The following is a 20,664-nucleotide window of genomic DNA, read 5'->3' on the forward strand; positions in this document are numbered from 1 at the left end:
CACCCACCGCAGCACCCACCGCAGCACCCACCGCACCACCCACCGCAGCACCCGCCCAGCAGCACCAGCAGAAGGAGCCCACGATGAGCGCAGGCACGAGCGCAGGCACCACCCACGACAACGTCCGGTGGTTCTCCGAGCTGGGCCTGGGGGACCTCGAGCAGGTGGGCGGCAAGAACGCCTCGCTGGGCGAGATGGTCAGCCACCTCACCGACCTCGGCGTACGCGTGCCGAACGGGTTCGCCACGACCGCCGACGCCTTCCACCGGTTCATCGGTGACACGGGCCTGGCCGAGCGGATCTCCGGCATCCTCGCCGGTCTCGACATCGACGACACCCGGGCTCTCGCCGCGGCCGGCAAGGAGATCCGCGAGACCGTGGTGGCCCAGCCGTTCCCGGCCGACCTGGAGGCCGACGTCCGCGCGGCCTACGAGCAGCTGACCGGCGAGGCCGGGGCCGAGGCGTCCTTCGCCGTGCGCTCCTCGGCCACCGCCGAGGACCTGCCCGACGCCTCCTTCGCCGGCCAGCAGGAGACCTTCCTCAACGTCCGCGGGATCGACGCGGTGCTCACCGCGATCCGCGAGGTCTACGCCTCGCTCTACAACGACCGCGCCATCGCCTACCGCGTGCACCACGACTTCGCCCACGACGCCGTCGGCATCTCCGCGGGCGTGCAGAAGATGGTCCGCTCCGACATCGGCTCCTCCGGCGTCATGTTCACGATGGACACCGAGTCCGGCTTCACCGACGCCGTCTTCGTGACCAGCGCCTACGGCCTGGGCGAGGGGGTCGTGCAGGGTGCGGTGAACCCCGACGAGTTCTACGTCTACAAGCCCGCGCTGAGGGCCGGTCGCCCGGCGGTGCTCAAGCGCGGTGTGGGCGCGAAGGCCAGCAAGATGATCTACACGGACGACGCCACGGTCGGTCGGACCACGGAGTTCGTCGACGTCGAGCCCGCGGTCTCCCGGACGCTGTCGCTGACCGACGCCGAGGTCACCGAGCTGGCCGCGCACGCGCTGGTCATCGAGGAGCACTACGGCCGCCCCATGGACATCGAGTGGGGCAAGGACGGCGTCGACGGGCAGCTGTACATCCTCCAGGCCCGCCCCGAGACGGTGCAGTCGCGGGCCTCCGGCGCGCTGGAGCGCTTCGCCATCGACCAGGCGGCCACCAAGAAGGCCGAGGTCCTCGTCGAGGGGCGTGCCATCGGCCAGAAGATCGGAGCCGGGCCCGTCCGCGTGCTGGCCTCGATCGAGGACATGCACTCCTTCAACGCCGGCGAGGTGCTCGTCGCGGACATGACCGACCCCGACTGGGAGCCGATCATGAAGCGCGCCTCCGCCATCGTCACCAACCGCGGCGGCCGCACCTGCCACGCGGCGATCATCGCTCGCGAGCTGGGCATCCCGGCCGTCGTCGGCACCGGGGACGCCACGCGCACCCTCACCGACGGCACCGCGGTCACCGTCTCCTGCGCCGAGGGCGACACCGGCCTCGTCTACGCCGGGGCGATCGACTTCTCCGTCGAGCGCACCGAGCTGGACACCATGCCCGAGGTGCCGGTGAAGATCATGATGAACGTCGGCACGCCCGAGCAGGCCTTCGCCTTCTCCCGGCTGCCGCACGCCGGCGTCGGCCTGGCCCGGCTGGAGTTCATCATCAACCGGCAGATCGGCATCCACCCCAAGGCGCTGCTCGACCTCGAGGCGGACGCCGAGTCTCTGCCGCTGGACCTGCGCACCGAGATCAACGAGATGATCGCTGCCTACGACGGCCCGCGGGACTTCTTCGTCAAGCGGGTCGCCGAGGGCGTGGCCACGATCGGTGCGGCGTTCGCGCCCGAGAAGGTCATCGTGCGGATGAGCGACTTCAAGTCCAACGAGTACGCCAACCTCGTCGGCGGCGAGCTCTACGAGCCGCACGAGGAGAACCCGATGATCGGCTACCGCGGCGCCTCGCGGTACCTGTCCAAGGACTTCGCCGAGTGCTTCGCGATGGAGTGCGAGGCGATCAAGCACGTGCGCGACGAGATGGGCCTGACCAACGTCCGCATCATGATCCCGTTCGTGCGCACCGTGGCCGAGGCCAAGGGCGTCGTCGCCCTGCTCGCCGAGCACGGCCTGCGCCGCGGCGAGAACGGCCTCGAGGTCGTGATGATGTGCGAGGTGCCCTCGAACGCCGTGATCGCCGCGAAGTTCCTCGAGCACTTCGACGGGTTCTCCATCGGCTCCAACGACATGACCCAGCTGACCCTGGGGCTCGACCGCGACTCCGGCCTGGTCGCGGAGTCCTTCGACGAGCGCGACCCCGCCGTCAAGCACATGCTCAGCCTCGCCATCCAGGCGTGCAAGGACGCCGGCAAGTACGTCGGCATCTGCGGACAGGGCCCCTCCGACCACGCCGACCTCGCCGAGTGGCTGCTGGAGCAGGGCATCGAGTCGATGTCGCTGAACCCCGACACGGTCGTCGACACCTGGCTGCGGCTGGCGGGGCAGAAGGCCTGAGGCCTAGCGGCGGGTGAGGCGGAAGCGGGTGGTGCGCAGGCGCTGCTCGCTCTCGTCCCAGCCGTCGCGCCAGGTCGCGAGCGCGCGGAGGCGGTACCGGCCGGGGTCCACCGAGGACCGGCACAGCCGGAACGAGGCGCGCTGCTGCGTCGGGTCGACGCCCGAGACGAACGTCGCCGAGCCCACCCGCTCGCCCGACGGTGCCACGAGCACGGTCTCGAGCATCCACTCCTCGCCCGGCGGCACCAGCGCGTACCGGTAGCCGTAGGCGCGGCAGCCGCGGCGCAGGCGCTGGTCGCGGGCCGCGGTCCGGCTGGCGCCGGCGGAGGCCGGCGCCGCCGCGTCCACCTCCAGCGCCTCCACCGCCCCGACGTCGTCGGGCGCCGCGGTGGTGGAGAGGGCGGGCACGGCCATCAGCCCGAGCAGCAGGACGCCGGAGAGCCCGCGTGCCAGCAGGTCGCGCCGTCGCGGCGCGGCCGAGGCGGGCTCGGGGAGCGCGCCCACGACCGGGGGCGGGGGGACGGGGGACGGGCGGTGGCGACGCACGAGGGATCGCTCCTGCGGGGGAGGGAGGTGCCGCGCCCGGGGTGCGGAGCACGGCTGTTCACCCTCCACAACGCAGCGACGGCCCCGAGGTCACGCCTCGGGGCCGTCGCCGCGCAGTGGTGGTGTGCCGGGCTGTCCCCGGTGCCCGCCTCCCGGCGGGGAGTCGATCAGACGGCCAGGGCGGCGTCCTCGTCCTCGACCAGGCCGTTGGCCATGCCCCAGGCCACGGCCTGGGTGCGACGCTCGACGTCGATCTTGCGGTAGGCCTGGCGGATGTAGGTCTTGATCGAGTTGATCGACAGACCCAGCTGCTCGCCGATCTCGCCGTTGGTCAGGCCGGCGGTGATGAGCGTGAGGATCTCCAGCTCGCGCGGGGTCAGGCGGCTGCCCGCGGGGCCCGAGGGCTGGGTGGGGGTGTGCAGCTTGGCGGGCTCGGGGGCGGCCTCCTGCACCGGGGCCGGGGTGTGCTGCGGCGGGGCGGGCACGCCGCGGCCGGAGACGATGTCCTCCATGGCGACGACCAGCTGGGCCGCGGTCATCGCCTTGGACAGGTACGGGGTGGCGGTGGTGCTGGGCAGCTGGTCGCCGGGCGCCCAGCTGAACACGACGGCCTGCGCCTCGGCGGCGGTCTGCAGGTTGCGCAGCATCGAGGCGCTGAACGCGGACTGGCCCATCGGCTCGTACAGGACCACGTCCACCTCCTCGGGGTGCGCGAGGGCGGTCCGCACGTCGACGAGACGCACGCGGGACTCGTACGACCCGAGCAGGCTCTCGAGGCCTGCCACGGCCAGGTCGTGGTCGTCGACCAGGGTCACGGTCACGGGGGAGTTGCTCATCAGTTCACCTCTGCGTGTCGGGGTGCAGGCCGTGAACGCCTGCACAGGGTCTGTATCCGCCCGCGGAGGCCTTCAATCAGCCTCACCCTTGCGGGTCTGACGGTGACTCGGGTCACGACGGACGACGGGTGCGTCCCAGCGCCCGGTCGAGGGGTCGACAAGACGCCCCGGAACGCGCTCGGGAGGGGTCAGCCCGCGTTTGCGGCCTCGCGCTCGGTGCGCCGGGGGCTGCGCTGCACGAGCACCTGCGCGGCCGAGATCGGGTCGCCCTGCAGCAGCTCGCCGCCCCAGGAGTCGGCGAGCGCGTCGTCGGCCCCGGCGCCGGCCAGCAGCAGGCGGGACGAGGCGGAGATCCGACGCACGACCTCGACCGCGTGGTCGGGCAGCTCGAAGACGGTGCGCGCGGTGCCGGCCAGCACCACCACGTCCGGGCGGACCACCTCGCAGGCGACCTCGATGCTGGTCAGGGGGGTGTGCGGGCCCAGGAACCGGGTGCGCCAGCCGGCCCGCTGGAGCACCACCTCGAACGCCTTGAGCGCGATGTCGTGGGACTCCTTCGGCGGGCACGCCAGGAGCACGACGGGCCCGGTGCGCGAGCCCGGGCCGGCGGCCAGCGCGGCCAGCCGGCCGCGCACGACGTCGGAGGCGAAGTGCTCGTCGGCCACGTCGAAGTCGCCCAGCTGCCAGCCGACGCCCACGCCGGCGAGGAACGGCAGCAGCACCTCGCGGATGGCCGACTCGACCGAGAGGGCGGCGAACGCGCGGTCGATGGTGTCGTGCATGGAGCCGGTGTCGAAGGCGGTCATGGCCGTCTCCAGCTCGGCGCGCAGCGTCGCTGCGTCCACGGACGGCGGGGCCTCGCAGTCGGTGCGCGGGGCCTCGGCCTGGGCGCGGTCGGTGGCGAGGATGCGCGAGGCGGCCTGGGCGGCGGGAACTCCGTCGGCTCGCGCCGCCTGCATGGCGCGGGCGCGCCGCTCGTCCTCGGGGCCGTACATCCGGTAGCCACCGGTGGTGCGGACCGGGTTGAGCAGGCCGTAGCGCAGCTCCCAGGCGCGCAGCAGCGTCTCGCTCACGCCGACGCGCTTGGCGAGCGCGCCGATGCGGAACTGCTGGGACGGGCCGGAGGCCATCTCGCCCTCCTCTCCGACGCTCGGGCTACCAGGACGGCTCAACCTTATACGAACCCTTTACAGGAAGGAGGTTCGCGCGCGTGCGCCCGAGGTGCTCATGCTCCCACACCGCCGCGCGCCGGCAGGGGTCGGCCCGCGCCCGTTCGCCGCTGGTGGGAGGCGCGGGCACGGGGAGGGGTGGTCGATACCTTCGACGGACCTTCGACAGTGTGCTTTCATGGAATCTGCACACCTGCTCGTACCGGCGGGTGTGGTCCACGCAGTCGTCGCACGAGAGGTCGAGTCGATGTCCGAGCGTCAGCCGATGGGTCGGCTGATCGATTCCCTGGGGGTCGAGCACCGCCCCGAGCAGGGGGAGCTGGTGCTGGGCGCCGTCGTCCTCCTCAAGGTGATGGAGCCGGACGGCGAGGTCTCGATGCGTGCGGCCTGGTCGCCCGGTCTGTCCTGGATGGAGCGCGTCGGCATGCACCAGGCGGCCGCGGCCGCCGACATGCCCGACCGGCCGGCCGACGTGTGGGGCTCCGAAGGTGTTGCGGACCGCGAGGCCGACGCCGACGACGAGCATCGCTGAGCCCCGCCCACCCGCGCGTCTGCACGTGAGGTGGGCCGGATCGGGCCTCAGGCCGCGGCGACGTCGCCGATCGCGGCCCGCAGCAGCGTCAGCACCCGCTGGAGCATGCGGCTGACCTGGATCTGGCTCAGGCCGAGGCGCTCTCCGATGGCCTGCTGCGACAGGTCCTCGCCGAAGCGCAGGTCGAGGGTGCGTCGCTCCACGGGCTGGAGCGTGGCCAGCGCCCGGCGCAGCACGAGCCGCGCCTCCGCGCGCTCGAGGTCCTCCTCGCCCTGGGCCGGCTCCACGCCGGTCGCGGCGAGGGAGAGCTCGAGGGAGTCCGTGCTGTAGAGCTGGCGTGCGACCAGTGCCTCGCGGACGACGGAGAGGTCGGCGTCGACCTCGCGGGCCAGTGCCTCGAGGTCCTCGCGACCGACGCGGCTCAGGTCGCGGTCCGCCCGGACGAGGCGGGTGCAGGCGGCCTGCACCTGCCGCGGCGGGCGCACCGACCAGCTGTGGTCGCGGAAGTGTCGGCGGATCTCGCCGGTCATGGAGGGCACCGCGTAGGCCAGCAGGTCGTGGCCGGCGGAGACGTCGAAGCTGCGCACGGCTCGGACCAGTGCGAGGTAGGCGACCTGGCGCAGGTCCTCGAGCGCCACGCCGCGGTCGCGGTAGCGGCGGGCGACCGCCTCGGCGACGCGCATGTTGACCTCGACCACGCCGTCCAGGCAGGCGCGGCGCTCCGCCTCGTCCTGCGTGGCGTGGGCGCGTCGCAGCAGGGTGCGCGTCACCTGTGCGCGCTCCTCGTCGCTGAGCCGGGCCGCGTCGACGGCGGAGACGAGCGGGGTGGCGGGTGCGGCCTCGTCGCCGGCCGAGGGCGCCTCGGCGGGCAGGAAGGGGCGGGGTGAGCCGCGGTGGGACTCGTGGCGGTCGTCCGCAGGTCCGGCACTCATCGCCAGCTCGCCTCCCTGTTCGTCGTCCCGGACGTCGTCCGGGAACCGGTCTCGTCCACCGTGTTCGGTGCACACGATAGGCCAGGGGTCCACAAACCTTCCACAACCTCACCCCTTCGGTGCGTGGAGCGGGTGTGGCGCACACGTGTCCGGAGCGTGAAGCCGCAGGTCAGGAGCTAGGGGGCCACCCTCGACGAAGGGGGGTGAGCAGGGTTGGCCTGTCGGGGTGCGCAGGCTTCGCGCCCGCGTCTCACACACGGCTCACAGGTCGGTAAAGATTTCTTCCGGCAAGGCCCTGACCTGGGAAGACGTAACCCATACGGGGTATCGCCAGGCCGATCTGCCGCGACACCCCGGGGGGCGTCGAAAACCTGCTGCCACGACGTCAGGGGCCGCCTCTCGAGGCCCGGCGACGTCTGCCCTCACCGGCGACCCAGGACCTTGCACCCTCGCAGAACGGCCCTCCGATGCACCCCACGCAGACGCACCCCACCGACCACGCCGGCACCGTCGCCGGGCTCTCCGCGACCACCCGCGCGCACCAGGCCCACTCGTCCCACCTCGAGCTCCAGCCCGCCACCACCGCCCACCTCGCCCACCTGGCGGCCCACCAGGCCGCCTCCGTCGCCGAGGCCTCGCTGCCCTCGCGCGGCGAGGTCGGTGCCCGCCCGACGGTCACCGTCGTGGTGCCGGCCCGCAACGAGGCCCGCAACATCGGCCACGTCCTCGAGCGGCTGCCCGAGGGCATCGACCAGGTCGTGCTCGTCGACGGCAGCTCCCGCGACGACACCGTCGCCGTCGCCCTGGCCGTCCGGCCCGACATCGAGGTCGTGCACCAGGCCCGTCGCGGCAAGGGCAACGCCCTGGCCGCCGGCTTCGAGGCCGCCACCGGCGACTACATCGTCATGATCGACGCCGACGGCTCCATGGACCCCCGCGAGATCCGCCGGTACATCGCCGCGCTCGACGCGGGCGCCGACTACGCCAAGGGCACCCGCTTCACCGACGGCGGCGGCTCCGACGACATCACCTGGGTCCGTCGCACCGGCAACAAGGCGCTCAACCTCACCGCCAACGGCCTGTTCGGCACCCGGTACTCCGACCTCTGCTACGGCTACAACGCCTTCCGCCGCTCCTGCCTGGAGGCCTTCGCGCTGCCCGACGGCCACGACATCGAGGCAGAGAAGCGCTGGGGTGACGGGTTCGAGATCGAGACCCTGATCAACGTCCGCGTCGCCAAGGCCGGGCTGCGGATCGCCGAGGTCGGCTCCTTCGAGTCCGAGCGGCTCACCGGCGAGAGCAACCTGCGCACCTTCCGCGACGGCACCCGCGTGCTCGTCACGATCCTGCGCGAGCGGCTGACCCGGTCGGCGCGTGCGCCGCGCCCGACCGCCGAGGAGTGCCCGGTCTGCGTGGCCGAGCCGGTGCGGAGCAGCGCGTGAGCACCCCGGTCACCAGCCCGCCCCCGGTCGGGGCCGGCACCACCCGCACCAGCGTGGCCGTCGTGGTCTGCACCTACACCCTCGACCGGTTCGAGGAGACCGTGGCCGCGGCGGGCTCCCTGCTCGACCAGGACCTCGTGCCCGACGAGGTCGTCGTGGTCGTCGACCACCACGAGGAGCTGCGGGCGCGCCTGCGCGAGCAGCTGCCCTCCCAGATCAGGGTCGTGGCCAGCGCCGGCCCGCGCGGCCTCTCCGGTGCCCGCAACACCGGTGTCGCCGCCACCACCGCCGACGTCGTCCTCTTCCTGGACGACGACGCCGTCGCCGACGCGGGGTGGGTCTCCGCCATGCTCACCCCGTTCACGGACGACGGCGTGGTCGGCGTCGCCGGCTGGGCCGAGCCGGCCTGGGCCGAGCCCGGGCCGCCGCGGTGGTTCCCCGCCGCCTTCCTCTGGGTCGTCGGGTGCAGCTACGAGGGCCTGCCGGCCGACGGCTCCCGCGTGCGCAACCCGATCGGCGCCGCCATGGGGTTCCGCCGCGACGCCGTGATGGCGGCGGGCGGGTTCTCGGCGGCCATGGGCCGCGTCGGCAGCCTGCCCGTCGGGTGCGAGGAGACCGAGATGGCCATCCGGGTCGCCGAGGCGCTGCCGGAGGGCCAGATCCTGCTGGCCCGCGGCGCCACGGTGCTGCACCGGGTCGGCGCGCCGCGCCGCAGCCTGCGCTACTTCGTCCGCCGCTGCTACTGGGAGGGCGTCTCCAAGGCCGTCGTCTCCGCGCACGTCGGGTCCGGGGCCGCGCTGGAGACCGAGCGCTCCTACGTCGCCCGCACCCTGCCGGCCGCCGCCGGCCGCGGGGTGCTCGACGCGCTGCGCGGCGACCTCACCGGGCTCGGCCGCTCCTGCGCGGTCACGCTCGGCCTGGCCGCCACCGGCACGGGCTACCTGCGCGGCCGCGCCACCGGACGACGCGCCGTGCCCGTGCCCGTCGCGGCCGTGGGGGAGGCGGCATGAGCGCCACCACCCGGGCCCCCGAGCGGCTCGCCGTCTGGTGCACCGAGCTCGAGCTGACCGACCGACCCGGCGGCCTGGTGCCGCCGCCGGGACGGACCACGGAGCGGGCCCGCGTGCTGCTGCGGCTGCACGGCCGCGTCCTCGGCATCGTGGAGGTGCCCGCGGGGCCCTCGCACCTGGTCGCCGAGGTGCTGCTGGCCGGCCTCGGGCCCGCGGGTGCCGCCCGCCTGGCCGACGAGCTGGCCGAGTGCGTCACCGAGGGCTGCGTGGAGGACCCCGCGGCGCCGCTGCACGCCCACCCGCGGCTGCGCGGCGAGGCCGACGCGGACGCCCCGCTGGTCACCGTCGTGATCTGCACCCGCGACCGCGCCGACCAGCTGGTCACCTGCCTCGCCACGCTGCGGCGGCAGGACCACCCGGCCATGGAGGTCGTCGTCGTCGACAACGCCCCCTCCGACGACGCCACGCAGGTCGCCTTCGAGTCGGCCGTCGGCGACGACCGCCGCTTCCGCTACGTCCGCGAGGACGTCCCCGGCGTCTCGGCCGCCCGGAACCGCGGCCTCGCCGAGGCGCACGGCGGGATCGTGGCCTACACCGACGACGACGTGCACGTGGACTCCTCCTGGGTCTCCGCGACCGCCCGTGCGTTCGCCGATCACCCGGCCGCCGCGTGCGTCACCAGCCTCGTCTGCGCCCGCACCCTCGACACCCCGGCGGAGCGGTTCTTCGACGACCGCGTCTCCTGGTCGCTGGCCTGCGAGCCCCGCACCTACACCCCGCTGGAGGCCACCGAGCCGCTGCACCCGTTCGCTGCGGGCGCCTTCGGCACCGGCGCCGGCATGGCCTTCCGCACGAGCGTGCTGCGCGACCTGGGCGGCTTCGACGAGCTGCTCGGGGCGGGCACGCCCACGCGGGGCGGGGAGGACCTGGACGCCTTCGCCCGGGTGCTGCTCGCCGGCCACGAGCTGCACTACGAGCCCTCCGCGGTCGTGTGGCACTCGCACCGGGCCGACCTGCCGTCCCTGCGCAAGCAGATGCTCGGCTACGGCTCCGGCCTGTCGGCCTACCTCACCAAGCACCTGCTCGACGAGCACAGCCGCCGGCTGATGCTCACCCGCGTGCCGCGCGGCGTGGCGCACTACGCCCGCGGCGCCCGCCGCGTGGTCGGGCACGAGGACGTCGCCACGGCGACGGCTCCCGGCGCGCCCCGCTCCACCGGCGGCATCGACGGCGCCACCACCGGCGGCCACGGCCTGCCCACCACCGGGCTCCTGGCCCGCGAGCTCGCCGGCCTGGCCGTCGGCCCGCTCTGGTACCTGCGCGCGGCCCGACGACGTCGTCGGGACGCGGCGCCCACCCCGCCCACCACGACCGGCACGACCCGCCCGTCCGCCCCGGCGACGGGCCGCGCGGTCCTGGCCCCGGTCCCCCCGACGACCACCCCGGAGGTGGCCTGATGCACGTCCTCGTCAACGTCAACGCCCTCGGCCCCGTCGGAGGCGTCGAGCAGAGCACCCTCCAGGTCTCGCGCGGCCTCGCCGAGCGCGGCCACCAGGTCAGCGTCCTGTACCGCCGCGGCGGGGAGAACGCCGAGGAGTGGCGCGACGTCGCCACCGACCTGCGGCAGGTGTCCTCGTTCGACTGCGCCGGCGTCCGCGCACCGCTCGACCTCCTCCGCCTCGCCCCGGCGGTGCGTGCCGCCGCGCGGTGGAAGCCCGACGCGATCTGGCTGAACCGCGCCGAGCAGCTCGTCTGGGGCGCCGCCGCCTCGCGGGCCGCCGGCTGCCCGCTGGTCGTGCACGTGCGCACCCACCTGCCCGTCCCGTTCCTGCCGGTGGTCGGCCGGGCCGGCGACGAGTACCTGGCGGTCTCCGACTTCGTCCGCGAGCGCTGGATCGCCTCGGGCCTGCCCGCCGAGCGCATCACCACCCTGCACAACGGCATCGACCCGGCGGCCTACCCCGAGGGTGGCCTGCACGAGCGGGCCGAGGCCCGCGCCGAGCTCGGCCTGCCGGCCGAGGGCCGGGTCGTGCTCTCCTACGGGCGCCAGGACCCCGCCAAGGGCGTGGACCTGCTGCTCGAGGCGTGGCGGACGATGCCGGGCCGGCGCCCCGAGGACCGGCTGGTCCTCGCCGGCGACCCCGGCCCGCGGCACGGCGGCTACGTCGACGCCCTCAAGGTCAGCGCGCCGGACGGGGTGGTCTGGCTGCCCTCCCGCGCCGACGTCGTCCCGCTGCTGCACGCCGCCGACGTGGTGGCGCTGCCGGCCCGCTGGCAGGAGGCCTTCGGGCGCGTCGTCGTCGAGGCGATGTCGACCGGGCGGCCCGTCGTGGCCAGCGCGGTGGGCGGCGTGCCGGAGATCCTCACCGGCGAGCACTCCGCCGGCCTGTGCGCCCCGGGCAGCGTCGCCGACCTGGCCGCGCGGGTCGCCGGGCTGCTGGACTGGCGCCAGGAGGACCCGGGCCTCGGCGCCCGCGCCCGCCGGCACGTGGCCGACCACTTCGGGCTCGACCGCGTGGTCACCGGCGTCGAGGGCGCGCTCCAGCGCGCCGTCGCCGCCCGCGCCACGGCCGCGACGGTCCCGGCAGCCGTGACCTCGGACGGCGTCCCGGCATGAGCACCACGGCGCAGCCCACGACCGGGCTCACGACGGGCCCGGCTTCCTCGGACGAGGCGGGCCTGCCCGGCCCGGGCGACCGGCTGCGCACCTGGGTGCTGCGGGACTGGGCGGTCAACGCCGGGTACCCGGACTCCCGGGCCTGCCTGGCGGTGTTCCGGTTCTCCCAGTTCGCCGCCGCCCGCTGGGGCCGCCCCGGCCGGGTCGTCGCCCTGGTCTGCCAGGCGCTGAACGCGCTCGCGCTCGGCGTGGAGCTGCCGGCGGTGTGCCCGGTCGGGCCGCGGCTGCGGCTGTTCCACCCGCACACGGTGATCGTGAACCCGGGCGTCCGCCTGGGTGCGGACTGCGTGCTGCGGCACGGGGTCACGCTCGGCAACGTCGTCGACGCCGACGGCCACGAGCGCGGCAACCCGGTCCTCGGCGACCGGGTCGAGCTCGGCGCGACCTGCGCGGTCCTCGGCCCCGTCCACGTGGGTGACGGCGCGCGCGTCGGTGCCCTCTCGGTCGTCACCCGCGACGTCGCCCCCGGGGTGGTCGTCGTGGGCTCGCCCGCCCGACCGCTCACCCCCGGCTCCGCCGGCACCCCCCAGGACACACCGCAGGACACGCAGCACCAACCAGAGCACCAACCAGAGCACCAACCAGAGCAGCACCCCGATCAGCACAGGGCCGACGTCGTCCCACCCACCCCCGCTCCTTCGCTCCCGCACGAGGTCTGAGTCATGAGCCACGACATCCTGCCCGACCCCGCGGTCGGCCCCTCCAGCCCCGCGTCACCGGCCCCCGAGGCCACCGACGCCACCACCGACGCCACCACCCCCAGCCGGCACGCCTCCGCGCCCGCCGGCTCCCGGCTCGCGCTGGGTGCCACGGCGGCGCTCGCGCTCGTCGTCCCGCTGCTCACGCTGACCGACCTGCCGGTGCCGGTCGTCCGGCCGCTGCTGGTCGTGGCCTTCGTGCTCCTCGTGCCGGGCGTCCCGGTCGTCTCGCTGCTCGGCATGCGCGACGCCTGGGCCCGGGTCGTCACCGTCGGCCTCGTCAGCGCCGGCAGCCAGGTCGTCCTGGCCACCGCGCTGGTGACCGCCGGCGTGCTCGACGCCCTCGCGGTGACCGCCGTGATCGGGCTCGTCGGGATGCTGCTCACCATCCTGGCCTGGCAGGGCACCCGCCCCGGTGACGGCGCGGCGGCCACGCTGGCCGCGGCACGCGAGCGGGTCTCGCTCGCCGCGCAGGGCGCCGGCCCGATGCTGCTCGCCCTCGGCGCCGTGCTCGCCGTGTGGGCCGTGGGCGTGGCCCGCGCCGGCACGGACGAGTTCGACGACCTCGGCCTGGTCGCCTCGCTGGGCCCGGCCGTCTGGGTCGCCGTGGCCGCCCTCGGCCTGCTCTGCGCCCTCGAGCTGCGCCGCAGCCACCCCCGCGGCCTCGTGGCCGGCGCGCTGGTCCTCGCGGTGGTGCTCGTGCTCCAGGGCACCCCGGTGATCGTCGAGGGCGTCGGTGGCGTCCCCGTCGGCTGGCTGCACCTCTCCTTCGCCGACCACATGGCCGAGACCGGCGGCATCCTCACCGGCAAGGACGCCCGCTTCTCCTGGCCGGGCTTCTTCGCCCTGCTCGGCGTGGTCGTGCCCGCCGCCGGCCTGGGCGACGGCGCCGACCTGCTGCGCTGGGCGCCGCTGCTCAACGGCCTGCTCGTGCTCCCGCCGCTGGTGCTGCTGGCCCGCTCCGTCTCCCGCTCGGCACGCGTCGTCGTCCTCGCCCCGCTCGTCTACGCCGGTTTCAACTGGTACCAGCAGGACTACCTCGCCCCGCAGGCCATGGCCCTGCTCCTGATGCTCGGCGTCGTCGCCGTCCTCCTGCACGTCGGACGAGGCGGGGTCGGCGAGCCCACCGTGGACCGCCGCGTCCTGCTCGGCCTGATGCTGCTGCCGCTGGCCGCCATCGCGGTCAGCCACCAGCTCACCCCGCCCGTGACGGTCGGGATGCTGCTGGTCCTCGCGATCGCCAAGCGCACCGCCCTGCCGAAGCTGTGGCTGGTGATGCTGGCCTTCACCGTGCTGTGGACGGTCTTCGGCGCCAGCGACTTCTGGATGGGCCACCTCGACCAGATCTTCGGCACCGTCGGCCAGGTCGACGGCAACGTCACCGCCGGCGTCGCCGACCGCGTCGTCGGCACCGACGGCCACGTGCGGATGCTGGCCCTGCGGATGGTGCTCTCGGCCCTCGTGCTGCTCCTCGGTGGCCTCGGCTTCCTGCGGCTCGTCCGCGACCCCGCGCAGCGCCGCACCGGCTGGATGCTCGCCGCCCTGGCGATGGGTCCCTTCGGCCTGATCCTGCTGCAGAGCTACGGCGGCGAGGTCGTCATGCGCTGCTTCGTCTTCGCGCTGCCGGCCCTCGCGGTGCTCGCCGCGACCGGCATCGAGGGCGTGCTCGGCATCCGCGGCGACGCCGCCGCGACGCCCACCGGGGCCCGGGCCATGGTGCTGCCGGTCGTCGGCGGCGTGCTCCTCGCCCTGGTCCTGGCCACGCAGGTGGCGGCCCGTGGTGCGAACGCCCCGTTCGAGGAGACCAGCGCCACCCAGCTGGAGGCGACGCGCCTCCTGGTCGAGCAGCGCGGCGACGACGAGGTCGTCCTCTCCTTCGGCTGGCAGAACCCGCTCGGCCTGCTGCCGGCCGCCCAGCCGCGCAACCAGGAGGCCTCGGAGGAGACCTGCGGGTCGCTGGGCTTCGGCCTGGAGTGCGTCGAGCACTGGGACGCCGAGTGGATCTACGCCTCCGCCACCGACGACGCCTACTGGGCCCTCACCACCGGTGAGCCGGGCCAGGGCATGGCGATCGCGGAGGAGCTGCTCGCGCAGGGCGGCTGGGTCGAGGTCTACCGCGCCGACGACGTCCTGCTCCTCGCGGCCGCGGACCGGGGTTGAGCCCCGATGGACTCCTGGGAGGGCCCGCCGGGCCCGGTTCCGGTCGACCGCGCCCCGGTCGGCACCGGCGACGCACCGGCCCGACGGGGCGCCCCGCCCCGCCGGTGCCGGGGCGGCCGCCCGCTCGTCGGGGGCTGCGCCCCCGACGGGTGCGCGGTGCCCGCGGTGGCCGGTCGATGACCGCCACCGAGCAGGCCTCGGGCTCGGCGCCCTCGCTCGGTCGTCTGGTGGGCCGGGCCGGCTCGTCCGTCGTCGGCCCCGCCTCGTCGCTGATGGCCGCGACGGTGACCACCTCGCTGCTCGGCCTGGTGTTCTGGGCCGTCGCCGCGCGCACCTACGACACGGCCGAGGTCGGGCGGGCGTCCGCGGTGATCTCCGCCGCGACCCTGCTCGCCACCCTGGCCCAGCTGAACCTGGGCAACGTCTTCGGCCGGTTCCTGCCCGCGGCCCGCGAGCGCCAGCGCGCGTTCGTCGGCCGGGGCACGGGCGTGGTGGTCGGGCTGGCGCTCGCGCTGGGCGCCGTCTACGCCCTGCTGCCCGTCTCCGACCCGCTGCTCGAGGGCGTGGCCGAGGGCGTCACGTTCCCGCTGCTCGTGGCGGTGCTCGCCGTGTTCGCGCTCCAGGACCTCGTCCTGGTGGCCGTGGGCCGCGCGACCTGGGTGCCGGTGGAGAACCTGTTCTTCGCCCTGGCCAAGCTGGGGCTGCTGGTCGCCGTCGCGCCGCTGGTGCCGCGCGGCGGCATCGCGCTGGCCTGGGTCCTGCCCGCGCTGCTGGCGGTGCTGGTGGTCTCCGCCGGGCTGCTGCCCGGCGTCGTGCTCGGCCGCCCCGGCCGCGGCCCGGTCGGCGGGGTGCTGCCCACGCCCCGGACCCTGCGGGAGTCGGTGGCCGGCGAGTACCTCACCGGCCTGGTCTCCACCGCCGTCCCGTTCGCCCTGCCGCTGCTGGTGGTGCACCGGCTCGGGCTCGAGGCGAACGCCTGGTTCTCGCTGCCCTGGATGGCCGCGACCGCGCTGAACCTGCTGCTGTGGAACATCGCCTCCGCGATGCTCGTGCGCGGCGCCGAGCGCGCCCACGCCTCCGGCGGCTCGACCGCGACGGCGGTGACGGGCCACCTGACCCGCTCCTCGCTCCAGCTCGCGCTGGCCGTCGCCACCAGCGGCGCCCTGGCGCTGTGGCTGGGCGGCGACCTGCTGCTCTCGCTGGTCGGGGCCGAGTACGTCGAGCAGAGCCGCTGGATGCTGCGGCTGGCCGCCACCGCGGCGCCGGCGACCGCCGTGATCGTCGTGTGGACGACGCGGGCCCGGCTCCAGCACCGGATGGTGGCGATGGTCGTCGTGCAGTCGCTGCTCGGCGGCGCCACGCTCGGCGGCGCCGCGCTGCTCCTGGGCCCGCTGGGCATCACCGGGGTCGGCGTCGCCTACCTCGGCACCCAGGCCGTGGCCGGGGCGCTGCTGCTCCCCGGGGTCCTGCGCGCCTGCCGCGACGACCAGGACAGCCGGGGCGAGCAGGACGGGGAGCCGGTATGAGGCATCCCGTCCGCCCGCTTCCGGGCCTGTTCCAGGGCCCGGCCTCAGCCGCGGTAGCGGTAGACCGAGACCCAGTCGATCAGCACCCGACCGCTGCTGCCGGACGGCGGCGTGCCGCCGTCGCTCTCGGTCTGGAGCACCCAGTGCATCGGGGTGGTGGGCACGGCGTTGGTCGTGCGCTCGACCCGGCGGCCGTCGAGGATCAGGTCCACGTGCTGCGGGGTCCACTCGATGGTGGCGACGTGCCAGCGGTTGAAGCGGCGGCTGGTGTGCACGTAGCCGCAGTTCTCGGTGGGGTTGCCGAGGCAGTGGACGAAGCCGGAGATCCGGCCGTCCAGCGGGCCCTCGGGCCAGTCGATCTCGCCCTCGTTCCAGTTGTCGGAGTCGGGCCACAGCAGCCAGGCGGTCTTCCAGCCGTCGATCGCGGGCGCCCGGAACCGGACGCTCCAGCGACCGTAGGTCTGCCCCTGCCAGGGGCTGCCGATCACCGGGGCCGGTGCGCTGGCGCGGGCGACGCCGTCCTCGGTGCCCAGCCGCATCCGCATCAGGCCGCGGCGGGCCGAGAGCCGGTCGGCGTCGTAGGTGGCGCCGTTGAAGGTGTCGTTGAAGCCGTCGTAGGCCGACCAGCGGCCGTAGCGGCGCAGGAACGTGCCCTCGCCGGCGCCCTTGCGGAAGTCGTCGACGAAGACCTGGCGCCAGTGGCGCAGGTTGCCCACCGGGGCGGCGGCGCCGTGGTCGGCCGCGCGGCGGCCGCCGGCACCCACGACGAGCGCGGTCCGCTCGCCGACCCGGCGGAGCGTGCCGCCGCGTCCGACGCAGGCCCACACGCGGTACCGACCGTCGGCCAGGCCCCGCGCGGTCCGCACCCTGACCCCCGACGCGTCCGGCTTGCGCCACGCGGTCGGGAAGTCCACGCGCCCCCCGCCCACGCGGCGGGCGCACACGCCTACCCGGCGTGCCGACATCGGTTGCAAGGACCGGACGCGCACCGTCGCGCGGACCTTCTCGGCGCCGACCGACAACCGCAGCACCGGCGCCGAGAGGCGTGTGGCTGCCGAGGCGGGGCCGGCTGACGTCACGGTCAGCAGGCCGCACAGGACGACGAGGGCCGCTGCCAGCGCAGCGGCCCGCACGGGACGAAAGAGCGGATGGGCGCTCACGAGTCTCCTCCGGTGGGTCGCAGCGCGACCACATCGAGCGATCTACCTGCGGCGCCACGGGCGCGGCAGGACTTCAGGGACGTACGCCCGGACACACCGGGCAGGGGACGACGCACTCGTCGCCATACGAGGGAGGGAACGTACATGAAACGCACAGCGGCGGCCATCGCTGCCACCATGTGGGGTACGGCGGTGTTCACCGGAGCAGCCGTCGGCGCCGGACTCGTCGGGACGGCCAGTGCCGGGCCCGCCGGGGCGGAGCTGCACGTCGACTTCGGCAACGCCTCGACCACCCCCGCGGCCGGCTACCTGCTCGACTTCGGCCAGCCCTACGGGGACCGGACCGGGGCGCAGCAGGGCACTGACCTGACCTACGGCTGGGTCGACGAGGGCGGCAGCACGCCGCTCGACCTCAGCAGCCGCGGTCGGTACCGCAACAACACCGGCCTCAGCGACGAGCGGGTCAACTCGTTCATGCACATGGCGCTCTCGGACGGGACCGCCGGCGCCTGGGAGGTCGAGGTGACCGACGGCTGGTACGAGGTCACCGTGGGTCTCGGCGACCCCGCCCCGTCCTACGACAGCGTGCACACGGTCGCCGCCGAGGGCGTGACCGTGGTGCCGGGCTACGCGCCGACCTCGGCCGACCGGCTGCGCTCGGCGACGGTGCAGGTGCCGGTCGACGACGGCCGGCTGACGCTGGACGGGATCGGCGGCTCGAACGTCAAGATCAGCTACGTCGACGTCGTCCGTGTCTCCGCGCCGGTCTCGACCGTCGCCCTGCCGTTCTCGGTCGACTTCGGCGCCGCCGGCAGCCAGCCGGTCGACGGGTCCGTGCGGGACTTCGGCGAGGCCTACGGCCAGCGCGCCGACGGCGTCTACGGCTGGCTGGCGCAGGGCACGGACACGCCGCTCTCGCTCGTCGGCAACGGTCGCACCCGCAACGCCTCCGGCCTCGCCGACCAGCGGCAGGCCACGTTCATGCACATGCAGGCGGGTGCCGGCAGCGGCGTGACCGACCAGGGCGACTTCGGGGTCGCGGTGCCCGACGGCACCTACCGGGTCACCGTCGGCACCGGGGACGCGGGCAACAACTACGACTCCAGTCACCGGATCGTGGTCGAGGGCACCGAGGCGATCGCCGCCTACACGCCCACCTGGTCCACCAAGTTCCGCACCGGCGTCGTCGACGTCGAGGTCACCGACGGCGTCCTGAACGTCTCCGCCGTCGGCGGCTCGAACACGAAGATCAATTTCCTCGACGTGCAGGACTGGAGTGATCCCGGGGGGGCGTCGTTTCCGGTTCTGGTCGACTTCGGAGCCACCAGCAGCACCCCCGCCGACGGGTACCTCCTCGACAGCGGCGCGGCGTTCGGGGCGCAGACGGGCGGCTACTCCTTCGGCTGGGTCGCGGAGGGCACGGACACCCCGATCGACGCCACGCTGAACGGTCGCCAGCGGTCCAACGCCTCCACCACCGACCCGCGGCTCCAGAGCCTGATGCACATGGACTGGAGCGGCACCGGCAGCAACGGACTGGCGCAGCCGATCTCGTGGGAGCTCGCGGTGCCCAGCGGCACCTACCGCGTCGAGGTCGCCGTCGGTGACGCCGCCGGCGTCTACGACAGCACCCACGCCATCGACGTCGAGGGGGTGACGACGGTCGGTGGGTTCACCCCCACCAGCGCCAACCGGTTCGCCATCCGCACCAGCACCGTGACGGTGGTCGACGGTCGGCTCACCATCGACTCCTCGGCCGGCACCAACACCAAGATCGACTACGTGATCATCGACTGGATCGACCCGAGCCGGCCGCGCGTCGCCAGCATCACCCCCACCACCGGGGCCACGGACGTGTTCCGCGACCTCAGCGTGACGACCGAGCTCACGCTGCCCGGCGGGGCGATCGACTACACGACCGTCACCGAGGACACCGTGCAGCTGCACGAGGTCGACACCGGCGCCGTGGTGCCGTCCTCGGCCAACACCTCCGGCGGCGGCGACGTGCTCGTGCTGACGCCGTTCCAGACGCTCGACCCCAACACCGAGTACGAGTTCGTCGTCACCGACGGGGTCGAGGACGTGGTGGGCAACAAGTTCCTGCCCTTCAGCTCGACCTTCACCACCGGGACGCTGCTCTCGGGCACGGGCATCGACGGCGTGGCCTTCAGCCAGGAGGTGGCCGTGGACGACCACATGTTCACGACGATGACCTTCGGGCCGGACGGCCGGTTCTACGCGGCCACGCTCAACGGCTTCATCTTCCGCTACGACGTGGCGGCGGACGGGACGCTGAGCAACGAGTACCAGATCAACACGGTCTACGACCTCAACGGTGGGGAGTTCCGCACGATCATCGGCCTGGTCTTCGACCCGGCCTCGACCCCGACGGACCCGATCCTGTGGGTGACCGACAACTTCATGTACATCGGCACCGACGACGTCCCCGACTGGTCGAGCAAGGTCGACCGCCTCACCGGTGCGAACCTGCAGAACGGTGAGACGGTGATCGAGAACCTGCCGCGCTCAGCCCACGACCACGAGGCGAACTCGCTGGCCTTCGGCCCGGACGGGGCGCTCTACCTGACCATGGGCTCCAACACGGGCATGGGCTACCCGGACCCCGCGTGGGCCAACCGGGCCGAGACCGAGCTGGCCGGCGCGATCCTGCGGATCGACACCGACGCCCTCCCGGCCTCGCTGCCGCTGGACGTCAAGACCAGCGACGGCGGCGGGACCTACGACCCGTACGCGGCAGGTGCGCCGGTGACGCTGTACGCCACCGGCGTCCGCAACGCCTTCGACCTGGTGTGGACCGACGACGGCCAGCTGTACGCGCCGACCAACGGCTCCGCGGCGGGCGCGAACATCCCGTCGGTGCCGGAGACCCTGCCGGACACCTGCTCGGCGCGGATCGACTCCGGCGGGGCGGGGGCGTGGACCTACGACGGGCCCACGTTCGCCACGATCCTGGGCAACCCGGTCGCGCAGACCGACTTCATCCACCACATCGTCGAGGGCGGCTACTACGGCCACCCGAACCCGTCGCGCTGCGAGTTCATCTCCTACGGCGGCAACCCGACGGCGGGCGTGGACGACTGGGAGGAGACGCAGTACCCGGTGGGCGTGGAGCCGGACCGCAACTTCCGCTCCGAGGACGTCTTCGACGCCAGCATGCACGCCTCGGCCAACGGCGTCCTGCAGTACTCCAGCGACGTCTTCGGCGACCTGCTCGCCGGTGAGCTGCTGGTGGTCCGCTACAGCGCAGGCAAGGACGTGATGGTCGTCGACCGCAACGGCGCGGGCGACGTCACCGGCCTCACCACGGGGGTCACCGGGTTCACCGGCTTCGCGGAGCCGCTGGACATCGCCGAGGCGCCGGACGGCTCGGGCGTGCTCTACGTGAGCGAGCTCGGCGCCAGCCGGATCACCCTGCTGCGTCCGGTCACCGACTGACCGCAGCCCGACAGCA

Annotated in this window: 15 protein-coding genes; 10 read left to right on the top strand and 5 right to left on the bottom strand. The window is 74.3% G+C overall.

Annotated elements, in window-relative coordinates:
- Positions 1-83: 83 nt before the first annotated feature.
- The gene (ppsA, locus tag M8316_RS12095; RefSeq protein WP_250054902.1) at positions 84-2,504 is read left to right on the top strand and encodes a phosphoenolpyruvate synthase; all 2,421 of its coding nucleotides are present in this window, start codon (positions 84-86) and stop codon (positions 2,502-2,504) included.
- A 3-nt stretch (positions 2,505-2,507) separates the two neighbouring features.
- Here the strand turns inward: ppsA and M8316_RS12100 are convergent, their stop codons facing one another.
- The 3 genes from M8316_RS12100 to M8316_RS12110 all read right to left on the bottom strand — a co-directional run bounded on the left by M8316_RS12100 (position 2,508) and on the right by M8316_RS12110 (position 5,016).
- A complete protein-coding gene (locus tag M8316_RS12100; RefSeq protein ID WP_250054904.1) occupies positions 2,508-3,050 on the bottom strand; it encodes a hypothetical protein in 543 nt (180 codons plus the stop codon).
- Positions 3,051-3,217: 167 nt separating this feature from the next.
- On the bottom strand, positions 3,218-3,886 hold the full coding sequence (locus M8316_RS12105; RefSeq protein WP_250054906.1) for a helix-turn-helix transcriptional regulator: 669 nt from the start codon (positions 3,884-3,886) through the stop codon (positions 3,218-3,220).
- A gap of 188 nt (positions 3,887-4,074) precedes the next feature.
- Positions 4,075-5,016 (bottom strand): MerR family transcriptional regulator, encoded by a 942-nt coding sequence (locus tag M8316_RS12110; RefSeq protein WP_250054908.1) that lies wholly within the window; start codon positions 5,014-5,016, stop codon positions 4,075-4,077.
- Between the two features lie 286 nt (positions 5,017-5,302).
- Here M8316_RS12110 and M8316_RS12115 point away from each other — a divergent pair, with 286 nt between their 5' ends.
- Positions 5,303-5,587, top strand: a complete 285-nt coding sequence (locus M8316_RS12115) for a hypothetical protein (protein ID WP_250054910.1) — start codon at positions 5,303-5,305, stop codon at positions 5,585-5,587.
- 47 nt (positions 5,588-5,634) lie between these two features.
- On the opposite strand, the gene M8316_RS12120 is transcribed toward M8316_RS12115, so the two are convergent.
- Positions 5,635-6,519, bottom strand: coding sequence for a sigma-70 family RNA polymerase sigma factor (locus tag M8316_RS12120; RefSeq protein ID WP_250054912.1), 885 nt, complete (start codon positions 6,517-6,519; stop codon positions 5,635-5,637).
- 467 nt (positions 6,520-6,986) lie between these two features.
- Here M8316_RS12120 and M8316_RS12125 point away from each other — a divergent pair, with 467 nt between their 5' ends.
- The 7 genes from M8316_RS12125 to M8316_RS12155 all read left to right on the top strand — a co-directional run bounded on the left by M8316_RS12125 (position 6,987) and on the right by M8316_RS12155 (position 16,032).
- Positions 6,987-7,961 (top strand): glycosyltransferase family 2 protein, encoded by a 975-nt coding sequence (locus tag M8316_RS12125; RefSeq protein WP_250054913.1) that lies wholly within the window; start codon positions 6,987-6,989, stop codon positions 7,959-7,961.
- Positions 7,958-8,971, top strand: coding sequence for a glycosyltransferase family 2 protein (locus M8316_RS12130; protein WP_250054915.1), 1,014 nt, complete (start codon positions 7,958-7,960; stop codon positions 8,969-8,971). Before M8316_RS12125 ends, M8316_RS12130 begins: the two co-directional genes overlap by 4 nt.
- Positions 8,968-10,428, top strand: a complete 1,461-nt coding sequence (locus tag M8316_RS12135; RefSeq protein ID WP_250054917.1) for a glycosyltransferase family 2 protein — start codon at positions 8,968-8,970, stop codon at positions 10,426-10,428. The genes M8316_RS12130 and M8316_RS12135 overlap by 4 nt, the downstream gene beginning before the upstream one ends.
- Positions 10,428-11,588, top strand: a complete 1,161-nt coding sequence (locus tag M8316_RS12140) for a glycosyltransferase family 4 protein (protein WP_250054919.1) — start codon at positions 10,428-10,430, stop codon at positions 11,586-11,588. Before M8316_RS12135 ends, M8316_RS12140 begins: the two co-directional genes overlap by 1 nt.
- Positions 11,585-12,307: a serine acetyltransferase gene (locus M8316_RS12145; RefSeq protein ID WP_250054921.1), complete on the top strand. Its 723-nt coding sequence runs from the start codon at positions 11,585-11,587 to the stop codon at positions 12,305-12,307. The genes M8316_RS12140 and M8316_RS12145 overlap by 4 nt, the downstream gene beginning before the upstream one ends.
- Positions 12,308-12,310: 3 nt before the next feature.
- The gene (locus tag M8316_RS12150; RefSeq protein ID WP_250054923.1) at positions 12,311-14,506 is read left to right on the top strand and encodes a hypothetical protein; all 2,196 of its coding nucleotides are present in this window, start codon (positions 12,311-12,313) and stop codon (positions 14,504-14,506) included.
- A gap of 176 nt (positions 14,507-14,682) precedes the next feature.
- Positions 14,683-16,032: a lipopolysaccharide biosynthesis protein gene (locus M8316_RS12155; RefSeq protein WP_250054925.1), complete on the top strand. Its 1,350-nt coding sequence runs from the start codon at positions 14,683-14,685 to the stop codon at positions 16,030-16,032.
- A gap of 44 nt (positions 16,033-16,076) precedes the next feature.
- On the opposite strand, the gene M8316_RS21115 is transcribed toward M8316_RS12155, so the two are convergent.
- Positions 16,077-17,192, bottom strand: a complete 1,116-nt coding sequence (locus M8316_RS21115; protein ID WP_250054927.1) for a glycoside hydrolase family 16 protein — start codon at positions 17,190-17,192, stop codon at positions 16,077-16,079.
- Between the two features lie 144 nt (positions 17,193-17,336).
- On the opposite strand from M8316_RS21115, the gene M8316_RS12165 reads away from it, so the two are divergent.
- Positions 17,337-20,648: a PQQ-dependent sugar dehydrogenase gene (locus M8316_RS12165; protein WP_250054929.1), complete on the top strand. Its 3,312-nt coding sequence runs from the start codon at positions 17,337-17,339 to the stop codon at positions 20,646-20,648.
- The last annotated feature ends 16 nt before the right edge of the window (positions 20,649-20,664 follow it).

Source organism: Nocardioides bruguierae (assembly GCF_023554635.1).
GTDB lineage: Bacteria > Actinomycetota > Actinomycetes > Propionibacteriales > Nocardioidaceae > Nocardioides > Nocardioides bruguierae.